This window comes from Paraglaciecola marina (assembly GCF_004360155.1).
Classification (GTDB): domain Bacteria; phylum Pseudomonadota; class Gammaproteobacteria; order Enterobacterales; family Alteromonadaceae; genus Paraglaciecola; species Paraglaciecola marina.
Window position 1 is genome coordinate 40,881 of record NZ_ML178725.1, and the last position, 16,642, is coordinate 57,522.

Consider the following 16,642-nt stretch of genomic DNA (forward strand, 5'->3'; position numbering starts at 1 on the left):
CTGTGAGTGCAGATAACCCTTTTGAATCAGCTGATTATCAATTAGATGCTATGGGTATGCGCTGCCCAGAGCCAGTAATGATGGTGCGTCTGCAAATTCGTGAGATGCAAATCGGCGAAACCCTAGCAGTTATTGCGGACGACCATTCCACCACTCGGGATATCCCCAGCTTTTGCCATTTTATGGAACATGAGCTGGTGGATCAAGCTGTAGATAAAGCGCCCTATCGTTATATTATTCGTAAAGGAAAGTAAGCAGGGGCGCTTGTTAAAACGTCACTTTCACCAAATTGCTCTGTGCTAAAAGTGACCGCACAATTACCATTCGCGATTCGTCTTGGCTTAGGGAAAAGTTAAGCTTCCATCTGTTTTTAGCAAGTTCTTGGCTTTGTAATTCGCCTGTTTTTAAGTTGACTCTAGTAAGCATAGCCATGTTTTCTTCATGAGAGGTGTAATACAGCCAGCTTTCTGTTAACTGCCAACGGTTTGGTGATACTTCTGGTAGCTTGCCAAGTGCTAGACTTGTACCATCAATGTATTTAATTGATAGGTTTTTGTCAGCATCTAGATGTAGCGTTCGAGCTGCATCTATTGGTGCGATTACGTAGGCATTAGTATCGATACGCATGAAGCTTTGAGCATCAATTGAATATCGATATAAAACTACCTGATTATGTTCTTGCTTTGCAAACTCAATGTGGTTTTTCAAAGCGCTCCATCTTGGCGCGAAGCTCATTTCTAACTCTGTGGTTAAATATTCGAAAGAATTATTCACTAAGTTCACTAAAAACACTCTGCCGTTGGCTAAACCCGTAAGATAGGATTCATCTTGATTAATCGACATTGATTCAATTTCGGTATCGGGGCTTAAAGAAACAAGTGTTTTTGTGGCTTTGTTAATTTCTATAACATTGATCTGCATCTGGTTTGGGGGATTTGCTATGTAATACAGACTGCCAGTACTTTGCCCTATGACAGGCATATCCTCTGCGTCTGGCATTTCATAATATTGAGATCTGACAATAGTCTCGTTGTTAAACGGGGAAGGTTGTTCTGCCAGATCAAGGTAGTTACCATTGTGCTGACGCATATATAAGCATTGTTTCCCACATTGGTAAAACACATCATTTATGTGATTTTCGTTTAACGTCAAAGTAGTTAGTTCACGGGAATGCAGTGAATATTCAAGTAAGTCACCATCAAAACTTGATAGGGTAATAGTTTGATTATCTGCAGCCCACACCATACGAGTGACAGGCACCAGAAAAGACTGAACATTAACCAACTCCCCAGTATCAAGGTGCATAACTATCAACTCAGTTCGTTTATTATTATGCTGTCTTAAAATCGCCAGCATACTGCCGTCATGTGATTCCTTTACTGCAAAATCGCCCATTGTGGCTGTATTAGGTGACGTGACTCTAGAAAATTCCTGAGTTGTTAAAGAGTATCGCCAAATTTGGCCCTTTGGTGGTGCACTCCAAGAGTCGCTCAAATATAAGTATTGCCCATCGTGGGACCAACTTAAGGGCTTTTTTTGATTAATAGCTAGTTCTGTAACATTAGTTAGCCCTTGTTCAGGCTGGTAGTCTGCAATAAATGTTTGATAGATAGTTGGCGTGCTACGTACATAAACAAGTTGCCGCCCATTTGGGGACCAATAGGCATTGCCAAAATTAGCGTCTTCCCAAACTAAGCGTGACGTTTTATTGGTGGTCAAATTTTTTACGTAGAGTTGTAAATAATCGTTTTTGTTGGCTCTATGTGAAAAGACTAAATTTTTGCTAACTTCATTATAATCTGCAATTACCTCAGACCCTGTGAGCATAGTAAGTTGCTCAATCTGCGCAGTGGTTTGGCTGTTAAAAAACCAAAACTTTAAGACAAAAATACACAAAAGTAATACTAAGCTTAACGCTAACAAACTCTGTTGCCAGGTAATAGAAGGGGGTTGTTGTGGTTTACCAATATCCACATCAGCTATTAATTGATAACCTTTCTGGGGAAAAGTTTTTAAGTAACTTGGCTGTTTTGCGTCATCAGATAGCACCTCTCTTAGTTTTCTAACTACTGATCTGAGGGCATCATCACTTACAACACGACCCGCCCATAACGCTTCAGTTAATGTTTGGCGGTTAACTACATGGCCCTTTGATTCACATAGCAGCAGTAAAAGCTGACAAACTTTGGGCTCTATTTTGTATATTTCACCCTGTTTATTTAAGACATTCCGTGCTGGATAAAAAGTAAACTTACCTACTTTTATGGGCATCTCTGAATTTTGGTAATTACTATTTTTTATATACATATCAATATATTAGAGCTCGTGTCTAAAAAATATAGCGGTCCGTCACAAAACATCACAAAAGGGCCGTTGTGTTTATAGTCAGCTTATTAAATGCTTCACATTAGAAAATGAAGTATTCGGAAAAATTGAGTATTTCATATAAACCTTACGTCATTCAATCAAAGGAAAACAGCATGAAATATTGGATTTATGTGGTGGCATTATTTTTATGGACCCCATTTATAAGCTATCAAGCAAAAGCACAAGTGAAAGATGAAGCGTCTTTAAAAGCTGCCATTGACCAAATAAGAGAAAAAACTCGTACACCAGGGATTGCCGTTACTATTATCAAAGAAGGCGAACCTGATTGGCTTTATGCATCAGGCTTAAGGAACATACAAGATAAAACAAGTATTGATTCAGCTACTCAATTTCGGTTTGCCTCTATTTCGAAAATGTTCATCAGTTTAGGCATGTTGACTTTAGTTGAGCAGGGAAAAGTTAGTTTAGATGACAAGGTGAAAGATTTATTACCTCACTTTCAATTTAGCAACCCATGGCAAGCAACTCATCCACTTAGGGTTAAACATTTACTTAATCATTCAACAGGTTGGGATGGGATGCATTTTGCAGAACAAATTCCTGCCAGTAATCGTCCTATTTCAATCGAGCAAGCATTAGCTATCCACCCAGATTCTAGAGAATCAAGGTGGCCACCCGGCACCCGAGTTGCCTATAACAACACTGCTCCTTTAGTGGCAGCTTTTATTATTGAAAAACTGACTAATACTTCATATGAAGACTTTATCAAAACCCATTTTTTTGAGCCCCTTAGTATGTCTTCATCGGACTATTTTTACTCAGACACATACCATCAAAACAGCGCTACCTTATATAAAGGTGTAATGCCAATTTCTTATGTGCATTTAAACAATCGAGCGGCTGGTGGATTAAACAGCTCAATGTCTGACATGGCAGCTTTCTTAACTATGCTAATTGGCGATGGAAAAATAAACGGTAAGCAGGTTTTGTCCCCTTGGGTGCTTGAGCAGTTCGCTATACCAATGGGGACTGATGCTACTGATGCGGGATTAGAATTGACCTATGGTTTAGGCAACACTAGGCTTAGAGTGGGTGAACAGGTTTTTATTGCACATGAAGGTAGTCTAGTTGGGACAAATTCCTTATTGGCTTATTCTCCTAGTTTAAATGTTGGTTATTTGGTTGTTAGTAATTCAAATAGTCCAGCAGTATCTCAAGTTCACCAGTTGCTTAGTGCTTATTTAACACAGGGGGTACCGTCAGTGAAACCGTCTACCCATTTAGCCAATGGCCAACCTTCTGCAACACTATCCGGTATGTATCAAAATATTAGTCCTATATCTGAACTAGTGGGTCCATTTATCAGCCTAATGCCTTGGCGGTTAAGTATAAGCGCCAAAAAAGTCCTATTTAAACCCCTGTTTGGTCCCCCAAGATCGCTTTCTGCTAAAGATGCTCAATCAATGTTAGAGCCTAAATCTGGAAAAGTCGCTATGGTGGTGCTTGATGACCCTATTTCTGGTCAAGTAGTTCAGTATGGCACAAGCACTTTTGAGAAAGTGCCCTCTATACTGGTGTATGTGCCTTTTATAGTGATATTGCTATGGGTGTTTACGACTCTAGTCTCTGTCATTAATTTACCTATTTGGTTGACCAGAAAAAAACTAGGTAAAGTTTATGCGACTGAGAGTATCAAACTGAGGTTATGGGCCTTATTACCCTTAATCTTTATGGTGGTGATGCTAGTAAGTTTGCTGATGATTAAATCAAGTGTGACGCCTGAAATTTTAGCAGGGCAATTAAGCTTGTCATCAGGCTTAATGTTTATTGCTTCTATCTTTTGGGCAGCATCCACACTCTGGTCAGTAAAAGTAGCCTATCAAGGGATAAAACCATCTAGCTTGTCAATCTCTCACCTTGTGGCTTATGTTTTAATTTCTATGAATTTAATTATAGTGCTTTGGGGAATGGTAAATGGCTACGTAGGTTTGATGTTGTGGCGCTAATTTAACGGCGTATAACATACATAGCGGTAGTTAAACTTAGAGTAATATACTGGCCTTAATTTAGGCTAGGATATTACTCGAGGAGCTAGGTTCTAGATAGCTTATTACTCTATCTCTTCCAGCTTCTTTTCCTTCATAGAGGGCTATATCAGCTTGCTCTATTAAGCTTGTTGCGTTGTGGCTAGAGGCTTGATTTATCCAATTTAAACCAATAGTTGCTGATAGTGTGATTTTTGATTGGTTATCTGTTTCTACTTTGCTTTTGCGAATATTGCTAAGTATTTTGTTGGCGATTTTGCTCGCCTCTATATCATTAACTTCGTTTAGTATTATTAGAAACTCTTCGCCTCCATAACGGCCAACCAGATCAATATCCTGCCTTATAGATTGCTGAATGGTTTTGGCTATTAACTGTAAACATGTGTCTCCTATTATATGCCCATGTTGGTCATTGATTTTTTTGAAATGGTCAACGTCTAGTAATAACAAAGCAAAGGGCTTTTGAAGAGTGACTTGACTAATTTTTAAATCAAGTTCTTCTAGAATGCTTCGCCTATTGCTTACTTGAGTTAGTACATCTTGATAGGCTTGAAGTGTGAGTTCACGTCTTAATTTGTGATTAATACCATTGAACAAAGTGGCAAAGGTAGTACTAAAACCTACGCTTACTATTAACCATATGGTGCGAGCCCGAGTTTTATCTATTGAAGTATTTTCTTCGGTAAAATCTGGTAGATGATTTTGTAAGGCCGTTATACTCACCATCAAAATAATAAGGATAACTGAGAAAGCCCAAGCGTTACGGCTATTTGATAATAATGCTACTAGCATAGGAGCTACAGGGAATAATAATGTAAATTGACTATTTACACCGCCTGTCACTACAACAAGTGGCGTCACTGAGATTAATATCACCCCTAATAGTAAATATATGTGCCAAAATTTAGGTTTATCAAAAGTAAAAATTAGAAAGCATAAAATATACAAAGTAACGTTAAATATACCGGCTAGGGTAAAATAGATACTCTGATTAACAAAAAAAGGCGTGACGACCGTAGGTATTAGAATACTGACAGCCATAAAAAGTGCTGACAAGCGTATTAATTTTGGCCTGGGATCGTGTATTTTCATTCGGGAAAAAACTAAAAATTTTCGTGGGTACAAAATGCCTTAGACAGAACAGTACCATCATTAGTAAGGTGTCGCAAAGACCATAATAAATGCTCTAAGGTTTTGAATATTGAAGACTATTGTTTGATTAGAATGTCTGCTACTGAGAGGGCTCCCCACAATAGCAGACAAAGTTGTATATATTACTCTGGTTTGCGGAACTTGATTGTCCAGCGGTCAGTGTTACCTGTTACTGTTTTTACTCCTACTTCGTAACGTAACTCGTCGTCAATACGGTAGTGTAAATCACTGTAGTCAACGAACTCAAACCCAGCTTCTTGTATTTCTTTAATGGCTAAAACAGGGTCTACTCTGCGGCCGTTCTGAGAATTATCAGCTTCCATGTGACGCCTAGTGTGGTCTACAACAGCATATATGCCACCAGGCTTAAGTGCATCAAAAGCTATTTTGTTCATGTGGCGGCGCCCATCTTCACCAAAGTTATGATAATTACGGAAAGTTAGTACCATATCTAAATCTTCAACTTCTAGAGAGTCACCAGATAAAGAGTAAGAGCTCGCACCTTCTGGACGATAAAAGTTTGCGTCTTTTGCCACTATTTTGGCATTTTTAAAACCCGGCTCATCAAGTAGTTTTTCAATGCGTCCAGTGCCTATGGCTGCGTAATACTGCCCATTTTTGTTAACAACAGGCGCTAAAATTTTAGTGTACCAACCGCCACCTGGGATCAACTCGATAACTTTCATATCGTCACGTAAACCAAAAAATTCTAAAGTTTTTAATGGTTTACGGTTTTTATCTCGAACGGTATCGGCTTCAGTTCTAATATCTGAGGCTAAGGCTTTCTTAATCTTCTCAGCTGTTGCATCAAAACTGTTAGCAGCTAAGGTGTTAGCACTAACGACTAGTGTTATGAATAAAACTAAACTGGTTTTCATTAAATGGCTCCATTGCTGTTAATTAGGTTAACTTACATACATTGTATATTTTTTGAGAGTTAATTTATGTTGTTAACACGTAAAAGACCAGTAAATAGTAAAAAGGCTTTCAAGTAAAAACATTATCAAGTGTATGAGGGGAATGGAATGAAAAATGGGTTCACTTGTTGGTTGTTAGTCGCGATAGTTCAAACTAGTTTGGCGGATGAGTATCATTATAACAATCTTTTGATAGGTAAAAATGCTGTGGGATTAGGGGGAGCGTATACGGCTGTAGCGGATGACCTTTCCACCATTTTTTATAACCCAGCAGGCTTAGTCAAATTAGGCTCAAGTAATATGGCTTCAATCAATACTTTTGCTTGGGAAGAAACTAGCTTTGAAAATGTTTATGGTATAGGTAACGAACAAGACTTTAATCGTAAGGCATTTTCGGTTGTTCCTGGATTTTTTGGTGTGAGTCAAGCAGCTGATAATTGGACTTTAGGTGCAGCGTTAATGGTAAGGGATTACAGTAAAGAGCGTTCAGATGGGGATGTTTACCTTGATATTGCAGCGACAGAAGACACCTTTGCCTTAGAACAAAATCAATTTGCCACTATTGATATAGACAATGGTGCTTACCAAATTACTTTTGCTGGAGCGCGAAGTATAACGGATCATTGGAACATAGGTTTGTCACTGGCATTAGAATATAGTCAATTTGAAACCTATCAGGCATCTGGAGTTGTGTCTGGCACCGATGTTGGTGTTGACGTGATTGAAGGTGGATTTTTCAGTGCAGCTAGGTTTAGTGATGAAAAGTATTTTATTGTGCCAAGTTTATCCCTGTTGTATCACAAAGACGCTTTTAGTTTTGGTGCAAAATTGACTAAAAATATTGCAGTGAAACGTAAATATGATTTTAATAGTACTATTTTAGTATCAGGCATACCTTCGGAAATCCTGGGAATTACAACTGCTTCGCGCATTCATGACTCTAGCGAGGTAAAACAAACGTACCCCCTCAATATTAGGTTGGGAATGGCTTATCAGTTCGAAAGGCTTAGCTTTAGTGCTGATGTTAGTCACTATCAAGCCTTAGAAGTGGACGAGCATATTCTAGAAAATTTTCCTATTCCTATTACACGTTCTTTTGCCAGTGTTACAAATTATGCTGTAGGCTTTCAGTATAAAATGAATAAAGAAGACAGCTTGCAGTTGGGTTTTTTTACCGATAACGCTATGTCAATTATTGACCCTACTATTGCCAATCAGCGCTTAGAAGACATAGATCTTAAAGGCGTAAGTTTGGCATTTAATACACTTATTTTTGAGTTGCCGATTACCACTGGAGTCTACATAAAGAAGGGGACCGGTAAAGTGCGTTTAGGGGAGTTACGTACTTTCGAGACAGTTACTGGATTAGACTTGTATCCCCCTTCAGCCAATAATGATATTTATAACGCATCGAAACAAACTATTATCGGCTATTTTAGTGTGAATTTTTAATGGGTATATAAAAGCCAAGGCTGAGGAATGAAGGCTACAGATGTTTGTAGACTTCGCCGTTTTTCATAACAAAACTCACATTTTGCAATAATGAAATATCAGAAAGTGGATCACCTTTAACTGCTACCAAGTCAGCAAGTTTGCCTACTTCTATTGTGCCTAATGTATTCTCTATTTGTAATAATTCAGCAGTATTTATAGTTGCTGAGCGTATAGCTTCAATTGGTTTCATACCTGCTTCTACCATTAACTGAAATTCTAACCCATTGTCACCATGGGCAGATACGCCAGAGTCTGTTCCAAAGGCTATTTTAACCCCAGCTTTATGAGCTTTAGCAAAGGTATTTTGAATGAGAGGGCCAATTTTTGCTGCTTTGGGTCTAACTAATGTTGGGAAAAAACCTTCTATTTTAGCTTTTTCTGCTACCCAGTTGCCGGCCATAATAGTGGGGACGTAATAGGTGCCGTGCTTTTTCATCTGCGACATCACCTCTTTATCCATATATGTTCCATGTTCGATAGATGTAACACCAGCCTTTATGGCTCTTAACATTCCTTCTTTACCATGAGCATGGACTGCCACCGTCATGCCGTAATCATTAGCTGTTTCTACTATGGCCTCAAGCTCATCAATCATGAATTGTGGGTTTTGGCCACTTTTAGCTACGCTTAACACACCACCTGTTGCGGTGATTTTTATTAAATCAGCGCCTTCTTTATAACGCTGCCGTACCGCTTTTCGGGCTTCGGCTACACCATTTATTACCCCATCTTTAGGTCCTGGATCACCCATAATTGACTGGCTTGTGCCATTAGTTGGATCCGCATGACCACCGGTAGTCGCAATTGATTTAGCTGCGGTATATATTCTAGGGCCACTCACCATGCCTTTGTTTATGGCATTACGTAGGGCTACGGTTTCGTTATAACCATCACCTAAATTACGCACAGTAGTAAAGCCTGCCATAAGGGTTCTTTTAGCGTAAATTACTCCCTTAATTGCGAAGTCTGCCTCGTTTAAAATAAACCCTTCAGTATAAGTTTCAGGTCCATTATGTTGCATGGATAAATGGGTATGCATATCCATGAAGCCTGGCATTAAAGTGTAATCAGATAAATCGATGAGCTTGTCGTTACTTTGAGGTGCAATAAATCCTTTTTCTACCGCTGTGATTGTATTGTCATCAACCACTATCGTCATGTTCGATTTTACTTTATTAGAAGTGCTATCAATTAATGTACCTGTGTGAATTAAGGTAGCTGCGATGCTGGATGTTAATGGCAAAAGGGATACCAATAACGCCATGATAGGATTATAAATATAATTTTTCATTGGAGATCCTTTTTAGAGTGTCCCTAAACTGAAGCGATAATCACCGCTTGCTAAAGTTAAATGAGACTGGCCTTTGATAATCTGCTCTTGGCCTAATTCGGCGAGTTGATAAAATGCATTTTGGTGGAAACGGGCCCACAAATTTCGGCGAACTTTGGCATAGGGTAATGTGGCACCTGTTAGTTTATCGTTAAATAGTTCTATTGGATTTTCAGCACTAACTTTTAAAACATCACCTATGTTGGAAGTTAGTACCAACTCACCTTCTTCAATATGCCATTGAGTAATAATAAAGGGAGCGTCTTCAACTTGAATCCCGACTTTTTCTACTGGGGTCACTAAGAAGTATTCATCACCCTCACGCTTTAACACGCTAGCAAAAAGTTTAACCAATGCCTTACGGCCTATTGGAGTACCCATATAAAACCAGCTACCATCATGCTTTATTTGCATGTCTATGTTGCCGCAAAAATCAGGATCCCATGTTTCTATTGGCGGCAAAGCCCTTTGTTGTGAGCTAATTTGCTCTTGAAAAGAGCCTAAATCAAAGTTTGCCATTAGTAATTAAGTGCCCTACAAGGCACTCTGAATTTCTCGTAATTTTGCTTTGATGCGGCGCATATTTTCTGGGCCGGTACGTAATAGTTGTTTCTGAGGCGCTGACAAAGCTTCAATTCTTTCATCGGCATATTTAAACATCACGCTGTCGGTATAAACCTCTACTGGCACTGGTACTTCTGGGGTGTCCAGTAGTATATCTATTGCATCAGACAGTTTGTCATCAAAGCTGTCATTTGGATTGCCTATTTCTGCAAATATATCGTTAATTGCTGGTTTGTATTCTTCGTATAAAGCTAGCAAGGATGATACTTCTAAGGATTCAAAAACATCAACATAAGGGGTGTAACGTTTGTAACTTGCTGGATCTATCCAGTCTTTATCTGCTTGTCTGTATGTGCGAAACGGCTTTTCGGGTTGAGTAAGGACTCTGTTGTTCGCTGCTATATCTTCATTGGCAAGCGTAGTGGTCATGACCACAAATCGTTCCAATAAGGCATCATTAATAAGTAACCTAGCAAAAGCATCGTAATCAGAAAGGGACAATAGTTTAGTTTTAACAGTACCATCACTTACATCTAATGGTTCTGGCTCAGGTTCTGGTTCAGGGGTCGACTCAGGTTCTGACTCAACAAATTCAGTCACAGCTGGCGGCGCCTCAAACGTTGGCGCTGGCTCTACCTCTGGTTCTGCAATTGGTGTTGTTATTAGGGATTCAATAGTTGGTTCTGTTTCAGGTGCATATAGAGTTGGCTCAGATGGCCAAAGCAACACAATCAATATGATTAAAACTACAATTGCTCCAATTGTAAAATGGGGTACCAATGACTTGCTAGATTGATCATTCATAATGTTATGTTCCTACCAAAACCCTTTAGATATTAGCCTACTCAAAATTTGTCTCAATTGATATGTGTAGATCGTAAATTACAGTAATCTGAACCTCAAAAAAAATGCAGTAGCAAAATTTTAACAATGTTTCTGGACGAACAGATTATGGGTACTTAGACTTCACTGAATAGTATTTTCTCCTTGTAGTGAAAAATAAATGAAAGGCATGTAATTCACATAAATTGTAGTGAAATTTGTTTGTCTCCTTTTACTGGCATAGTTACTCAAGTTTTAAAGCGTTTTTAGCACATTAGTTTTCAATAAAGAGGAAGTTATTATGAGTATTAGATATCTCACTATTTTAATAGTTGGGTTTACTATTAATATTGTATTTGCAGGTTCTGCGCCTTTGGTGTCAATACCGACTCACGATGCATTTTTTGATGCCATTGCCAAACATTGTGGCAAAGCATATGAAGGTAAAGTTACGGTAGACAATCAACCCAGCCCAGCTTTTGATAATAAATTAGTGATGTTTGTGCGCTATTGCGATCAAGCTGAATTACAAATACCTTTTTATGTCGGTGATAATGCCTCTCGTACTTGGATTATTAAAAAAACAGGGAGCGGTTTGAGCCTAAAGCATGATCATAGACATAAAGATGGTACTAATGATCTTGTCACTATGTATGGTGGCCATACCTTAGATGGGGGCTATGAGCAGATTCAATCCTTCCCTGCAGATCAATACACCAAAGAGTTGTTTGCCAAGCAAGGTTTACCCCAGTCGATTACTAATGTGTGGCAAATGTATATTTACCCCGAAACTTTCTCGTATCGCTTAGTACGTGAAGGTCGGGAGTTTAGAGTTGACTTTGATTTAAGCAAACCCATTTCAGCGCCACCAGCACCTTGGGGATATACTGATTAATTCTGTGATTAGTGTTGAACCAATTTAGCAAAGGCTACGTAATGGTTTTTATGAAAAGCAAGCTAGGTGTAACCCTAATGGCAAACTCTAAATTTTCAATAAAAACCATTGAGTCCCAAAATATAGTTGTGGATAGGCTAACTGTACGCTCTTATGAAATGAGCATATATCTAGTAGAACTTGAGATTGGTAATCGCAAAGGTTTGGTATACCAAGATAACAAACCTAAGCGTTTTAATAGCAGTCAAGATGTTCGAAATGCATTTGAACACTGCAATATACTAGCTGCACAGATGTTACATGAGTCACCCTATGACGAAATGATAGGCAACCCAGAATCAGCACAAGCTGATAGCCCACTGCCATTTTCAATGGGCTAAGCTAAAGGCCGTGTTTATAGGTTTTGGCTAGTGTTATGAATAAACAAATAAGCGTAATAGCTACATAGCGATACCACAACACCTATACCTAGAATTGAGCCCCATGCTACTGGATCGTTTAAAATTAAATTCCACATTTTGTTTCTCCTCAAATAACCACTTAATGTCATGGGTTAAATTGTAAGCAGAGCGTTGTGGTTGTTTATGATCTAGATCAAGTATTGTGCCGGTGATTAAAAATTATTGATTTGAAAGGTGTGCTTTTAAAAAAATGGCTCTTGTAGAAGATACAAAAGCCTATTTTTATTGGGTATGCTCTTAGTGTTAAACTGTAACTCAAACAGAATTAATCTTGTTTAAGGGAAACCTTTAACAACTCAACTGAGCCTGAAAAGGTTAAGGTTTGTAGTTTACCTTTACCTTCAACATTAATGGTATTGACTTGTTGTGGCCATAGATCTCGCAATGCTTCGTGTTGTATCGTGAGGTTTTCTAAATTTGAAGGCTCTGTGGTTTCTTGATAAACCCAGAAAAAGTTACCGTCTAATTCATGGCCAACTCCTTTTAATTTCAAAGGTTGTTGTTGGCTATCAAAAAGTCTAAACCGCTCATTCACGTAATCACTAAATTGTTGCTGAGTGATCTCAGAGTCAATCATATCGGCATCTTTACCAAAAATCTCTTTTGCAGCATGTTCAGCATCATGGACCCTAAACCTATGCATAATTTCGATATTTTTGGTGCGCGGGTTAAACAATACCGTGCTTATTGAAGTTTTTTGCTGATGAGCACTCAGTGAAAACGCTGTGAATAACAGCGTCCCCACTAAGAGTTTAATGAAGTTACTCACTGTTAGTTTGAGTCTTCATCTTCGGTTGTGCTGTCATCGTAAGACTTAGCCTCGGTTTTGATATCTTGCATGATATCTCTATATACTTTGCCGGTACGTTTCTTGGTTTTGTAGGCCTCAATACGTGAAGGTATAATTTTACGAGGGTAGTGGTTGTTGTTTACATCCACATCGGCAGTTTCCCAGCGAGGATCAACAGTGACACTAACTAGCTCTTTGTCTTTATCGGTGATAATCATTTTGCTTACCGCTTTAGGTGTTCGACGCCAAATTTCAGCAGGAATATACTGATTTTCTGTGGTGCCATCGGCAAAGGTAAGCTCTAATATGATAGGCATTACTAAACCACCCAGGTTAGAAAACTCTAATACATAGTAGTTTTTGTCTTCGGCTACAGCACGCTCTAGGGTGGCTTTTTCCCATGGCTTAAGTTTACTTAAAAACTTCTGATACTTGTTACGCTCTTTGTTTGTAACAGTAAAACGGTCGTTTTCGTCATAAAAGTCTGTGATATCAGAAAAACGGTTAACCCAAAGCTCTCTGCCTTCAGCTTTGTTACGCTCGTCAGTTAAAGACAATGGCTTATCAAGCTCTTCTTGACGTAGACGGTCAAAATCAATATCAGGGTCAAGGGTATCTAAACGTAGTTTATAAATACTATCTAACGAGATATCAACGTGGTCTGTGGTGTAAAACCAACCACGCCAGAACCAATCTAAATCAACACCCGATGCTTCTTCCATGGTGCGGAAAAAATCAGAAGGTGTAGGGCGTTTATATTTCCAGCGCTGTGCATACTCTTTAAAGGCAAAATCGAATAATTCACGACCTAGAATGGTCTCACGTAAAATATTTAACGCAGCGGCCGGCTTAGTGTAAGCATTAGGGCCTAAACGTAATACGCTATCTGATTGAGTCATGATAGGTACTTGGGTTGACGACTTCATGTAAGCGACTATATCGCGAGGCTCAACACCCCAAGGAATAGTAGGATCCCACTCACGACCAGCAACACCGTCTAAAAAGCTATTAAGCCCTTCGTCCATCCAAGTCCACTGACGCTCATCAGAGTTTACAATCATAGGAAAATAAATATGCCCAATTTCGTGGATGACTACGCCAATCAAAAAGCGTTTTTCAGCTTGAGAATAAGTACGGCTACCATCTTTTTGTAGCTCTGTACGCGGGCCATTAAAGGTGATCATTGGGTATTCCATGCCGCCTACTGGACCATTAACAGATTGAGCTACCGGGTATGGGTAATCGAAAGAAAAGCGTGAGTAAACTTCTAAGGTTTGAATAATGGACTCAGTTGAATACTTCTTCCATAAGTCCCCCCCTTCTTTAGGGTAAAAAGACATAGCCATAACTAAAGGTTGATCGTCTCCACCTTGTTGATGACCGCGCGCATCCCACATGAACTTACGAGAAGACGCCCAAGCAAAATCACGGACGTTCTTAGCGCTGAATTTCCATGTTTTAGATTTATCAGTGCCTTCTTTTTCGTTTTCTAGTGCTTCTTCTGCAGTGACAACAAAGACTATACGCTCTGCATTTTTAGCTTGTTCTAAACGTTTACGTTGAGTTGATGTTAAAACATCTCTAGGGTTTTGCAGAGCACCGGTAGAACTAACGATATGGTCTGCAGGAACTGTTAACTCAACATCATAATTACCAAACTCTAAGGTGAACTCACCACGGCCAATAAATTCTTTATTGGTCCAAGCTTCGTAATCTGTGTAAGCATGTAAACGCGGGTACCATTGGGCTAGTAAGAAAATATCGTTACCACCTTCACGTTCGTCATCTGGAAAGTGTTCGTATCCAGAGCGTGCAGAAACCGCATCTTCTTCAACTATGTTGAATGCGTAATCTAGGTTAAATACGATCTTTTTACCCGGCTTTAATGAATTAGGTAAGTCGATACGCATATTAGTACCAACAATAGTAAATTTAAGCTTGTTACCGCTTTTATCGGTAACCGACTGAATGTCATAACCTAAAACATTGTCTTCGGTAAACTGTTGGCGACGTAATGCACCTAAGCTAAGTTGTGCTGCTTTACCTGCTGAAGCTGCCGCTGTAGCTGGCCCTCGATTGCCAATGCCACCAAATGTAGTTGTCATGGCAGACAGAGAATCATTACGGAATTTGTTTTGATCCAACTGCATCCATAAATACTTCAAGGTATCCGGAGAGTTGTTGTGATAAGTGATAGTTTGGCTAGCTTCTATACGACGTTTTTCTTCGTTTAATTTAGCCTTTATCTTATAATCAACCTGTTGTTGCCAATATTTATGGCCCGGCTCACCAGCTGCGTTACGGTAAACATTAGGTGTGGGTAATGATTCGTCTAATTGGCGAAATTTATCTTCAAAATCACCTTTTGTTTGACTAATAGCAGCGTTAGCCGAAGCAATAGCTAAAAACGATAACATAGTTATCGTGATAAGTTGTTTAAGCATGAATTTCCCTGATGGTTGTATGTTGTGAAGTGCTACTAGACCAGAATTTTTAAGATAATCTTTAATCCAATTAGCCGCGTGATAATATAACATTTTCGGAGTAAAGTCCGGCCTCTTGTATTGCTCTCTTAAGAATCTTTTGTTTGCTTTTTACATTTGAAACGTTTGTTTTGATATAAAGAAAAAGGTTGTTAATTGGGGGCTTTATTTATATTAAACCATAGCTTATAACTACATCAGCTTGTTTATTAAGCTGGTTGCCGTACCCTTACTGCAACTAAATTGTAGGGGGGATGATGAAAAAACTAGAATGGCAAAGAGCCGTTGTAAAAGTGGGGAGCAGTTTGATTGCTCCATCTGATAATCAGTGTAGTGCAAAATATTTAGCTCATATTGCTCAATTTATAACTGATAGTCGCAAGCTAGGTAAAGAAGTTATTTTAGTATCGTCGGGCAGTGTTGCTGCTGGTAAGGGTAAGATAGCCCATAACCACCGACCTTCCATTGCAGAAAAACAAGCAATGGCTGCCATTGGGCAGATGGAAATGATGTCCAATTGGGCAAAATTATTCGCAAGTGATTGCGCGCAAATTCTATTAACGTCTGATGATCTTCACGATCGTACCCGTTACGTTAATATCAAAAATACTCTTCGTGAATTATTAAAAAATCACATAATACCTATCGTAAATGAAAACGATACGGTTGCTATCAATGAATTAAAGGTGGGCGATAATGATAACCTAGCCGCTTATACTGCCTTGGTTGCAGAAGCCGACACCTTAATTATTTGTACCGATATTGATGGTTTATATAGCGCAGATCCGCGGAAAAACCCGGATGCGAGTTTAATGCCTTTGGTTACCAGTATCGACCAAAGCATATTTGATTTAGCAGGTGGCGCTGGGACTTCTTCTGGTACTGGTGGAATGTACACCAAAATACAAGCGGCTAAAAAGTGTGTGAGCTCAGGTATTCAAACATTAATTGTTAATGGCCGTGATGAAGACGTATTCACCACCTTGGGCAAAGGACAATTGGCGGGTACATCATTTACGCCATTAGAGAGCAATCATAGTGCTAGAGGTAATTGGCTCAAATATACGTTGAAGCCAAGAGGTACTATAAGGGTAGACGAAGGTGCTGCCAAAGCCTTACTTGAAAACGGTGCCTCTTTATTGCCACCAGGTATTGTCAGTACGACTAAAAAGTTTGAATCTGGTGATGCGGTTAATATTAGCTATAAGAAGAAAGTTATCGCCAAAGGGTTAGCTCTTTATAGCGCCGCCGAACTATCGCAAATTAAAGGTCTAAACAGTAGTGATATTGAAGATACCTTGGGTTACACCCTAGGTGAAGTTGTCGTGCATAGAGATGACTTAGTACTGCTGTAATTAATA

General features: G+C 39.1%; 15 protein-coding genes. 6 read left to right on the forward strand and 9 right to left on the reverse strand.

What is annotated here, in order from left to right:
* Positions 1 to 2 precede the first annotated feature (2 nt).
* Positions 3 to 254, forward strand: coding sequence for a sulfurtransferase TusA (gene tusA, locus EOK74_RS04740; protein WP_133468778.1), 252 nt, complete (start codon positions 3 to 5; stop codon positions 252 to 254).
* A gap of 13 nt (positions 255 to 267) precedes the next feature.
* On the opposite strand, the gene EOK74_RS04745 is transcribed toward tusA, so the two are convergent.
* The gene (locus tag EOK74_RS04745) at positions 268 to 2,307 is read right to left on the reverse strand and encodes a winged helix-turn-helix domain-containing protein (RefSeq protein ID WP_133468779.1); all 2,040 of its coding nucleotides are present in this window, start codon (positions 2,305 to 2,307) and stop codon (positions 268 to 270) included.
* A 173-nt stretch (positions 2,308 to 2,480) separates the two neighbouring features.
* Between EOK74_RS04745 and EOK74_RS04750 the strand changes: the two genes are divergently transcribed.
* Positions 2,481 to 4,334, forward strand: coding sequence for a serine hydrolase domain-containing protein (locus EOK74_RS04750; RefSeq protein WP_166638714.1), 1,854 nt, complete (start codon positions 2,481 to 2,483; stop codon positions 4,332 to 4,334).
* Between the two features lie 60 nt (positions 4,335 to 4,394).
* Here EOK74_RS04750 and EOK74_RS04755 read toward each other — a convergent pair whose 3' ends face one another.
* Together EOK74_RS04755 and EOK74_RS04760 are read right to left on the reverse strand one after the other, a co-directional pair.
* The gene (locus tag EOK74_RS04755) at positions 4,395 to 5,465 is read right to left on the reverse strand and encodes a GGDEF domain-containing protein (protein WP_133468781.1); all 1,071 of its coding nucleotides are present in this window, start codon (positions 5,463 to 5,465) and stop codon (positions 4,395 to 4,397) included.
* Positions 5,466 to 5,647: 182 nt separating this feature from the next.
* Positions 5,648 to 6,403: a class I SAM-dependent methyltransferase gene (locus EOK74_RS04760; RefSeq protein WP_133468782.1), complete on the reverse strand. Its 756-nt coding sequence runs from the start codon at positions 6,401 to 6,403 to the stop codon at positions 5,648 to 5,650.
* 147 nt (positions 6,404 to 6,550) lie between these two features.
* Here EOK74_RS04760 and EOK74_RS04765 point away from each other — a divergent pair, with 147 nt between their 5' ends.
* Complete coding sequence (locus tag EOK74_RS04765) at positions 6,551 to 7,894, forward strand: OmpP1/FadL family transporter (RefSeq protein ID WP_133468783.1); 1,344 nt, start codon at positions 6,551 to 6,553, stop codon at positions 7,892 to 7,894.
* A 34-nt stretch (positions 7,895 to 7,928) separates the two neighbouring features.
* Here the strand turns inward: EOK74_RS04765 and EOK74_RS04770 are convergent, their stop codons facing one another.
* Genes EOK74_RS04770 through EOK74_RS04780 form a run of 3 tightly spaced genes read right to left on the reverse strand, consistent with a single transcriptional unit; the run spans position 7,929 to position 10,634 of the window.
* Positions 7,929 to 9,227 (reverse strand): amidohydrolase family protein, encoded by a 1,299-nt coding sequence (locus tag EOK74_RS04770; RefSeq protein WP_133468784.1) that lies wholly within the window; start codon positions 9,225 to 9,227, stop codon positions 7,929 to 7,931.
* Between the two features lie 12 nt (positions 9,228 to 9,239).
* A complete protein-coding gene (locus EOK74_RS04775; protein WP_133468785.1) occupies positions 9,240 to 9,785 on the reverse strand; it encodes a DUF1285 domain-containing protein in 546 nt (181 codons plus the stop codon).
* Positions 9,786 to 9,800: 15 nt separating this feature from the next.
* Positions 9,801 to 10,634, reverse strand: coding sequence for a DUF3014 domain-containing protein (locus EOK74_RS04780; RefSeq protein WP_133468786.1), 834 nt, complete (start codon positions 10,632 to 10,634; stop codon positions 9,801 to 9,803).
* 319 nt (positions 10,635 to 10,953) lie between these two features.
* Here EOK74_RS04780 and EOK74_RS04785 point away from each other — a divergent pair, with 319 nt between their 5' ends.
* The gene (locus EOK74_RS04785) at positions 10,954 to 11,547 is read left to right on the forward strand and encodes a hypothetical protein (RefSeq protein ID WP_133468787.1); all 594 of its coding nucleotides are present in this window, start codon (positions 10,954 to 10,956) and stop codon (positions 11,545 to 11,547) included.
* 77 nt (positions 11,548 to 11,624) lie between these two features.
* The gene (locus EOK74_RS04790; protein ID WP_133468788.1) at positions 11,625 to 11,927 is read left to right on the forward strand and encodes a DUF6482 family protein; all 303 of its coding nucleotides are present in this window, start codon (positions 11,625 to 11,627) and stop codon (positions 11,925 to 11,927) included.
* Positions 11,928 to 11,941: 14 nt separating this feature from the next.
* Here the strand turns inward: EOK74_RS04790 and EOK74_RS21175 are convergent, their stop codons facing one another.
* The 3 genes from EOK74_RS21175 to EOK74_RS04800 all read right to left on the reverse strand — a co-directional run bounded on the left by EOK74_RS21175 (position 11,942) and on the right by EOK74_RS04800 (position 15,242).
* Positions 11,942 to 12,064, reverse strand: a complete 123-nt coding sequence (locus tag EOK74_RS21175; protein ID WP_275404663.1) for a hypothetical protein — start codon at positions 12,062 to 12,064, stop codon at positions 11,942 to 11,944.
* A gap of 209 nt (positions 12,065 to 12,273) precedes the next feature.
* Positions 12,274 to 12,777 carry a DUF6702 family protein gene (locus EOK74_RS04795; protein WP_133468789.1) on the reverse strand — a complete coding sequence of 168 codons (504 nt, stop codon included), beginning with the start codon at positions 12,775 to 12,777 and terminating at the stop codon, positions 12,274 to 12,276.
* A gap of 2 nt (positions 12,778 to 12,779) precedes the next feature.
* Positions 12,780 to 15,242, reverse strand: coding sequence for a M1 family metallopeptidase (locus EOK74_RS04800; RefSeq protein WP_133468790.1), 2,463 nt, complete (start codon positions 15,240 to 15,242; stop codon positions 12,780 to 12,782).
* Positions 15,243 to 15,538: 296 nt separating this feature from the next.
* Here EOK74_RS04800 and proB point away from each other — a divergent pair, with 296 nt between their 5' ends.
* On the forward strand, positions 15,539 to 16,636 hold the full coding sequence (gene proB, locus EOK74_RS04805; protein ID WP_133468791.1) for a glutamate 5-kinase: 1,098 nt from the start codon (positions 15,539 to 15,541) through the stop codon (positions 16,634 to 16,636).
* The last annotated feature ends 6 nt before the right edge of the window (positions 16,637 to 16,642 follow it).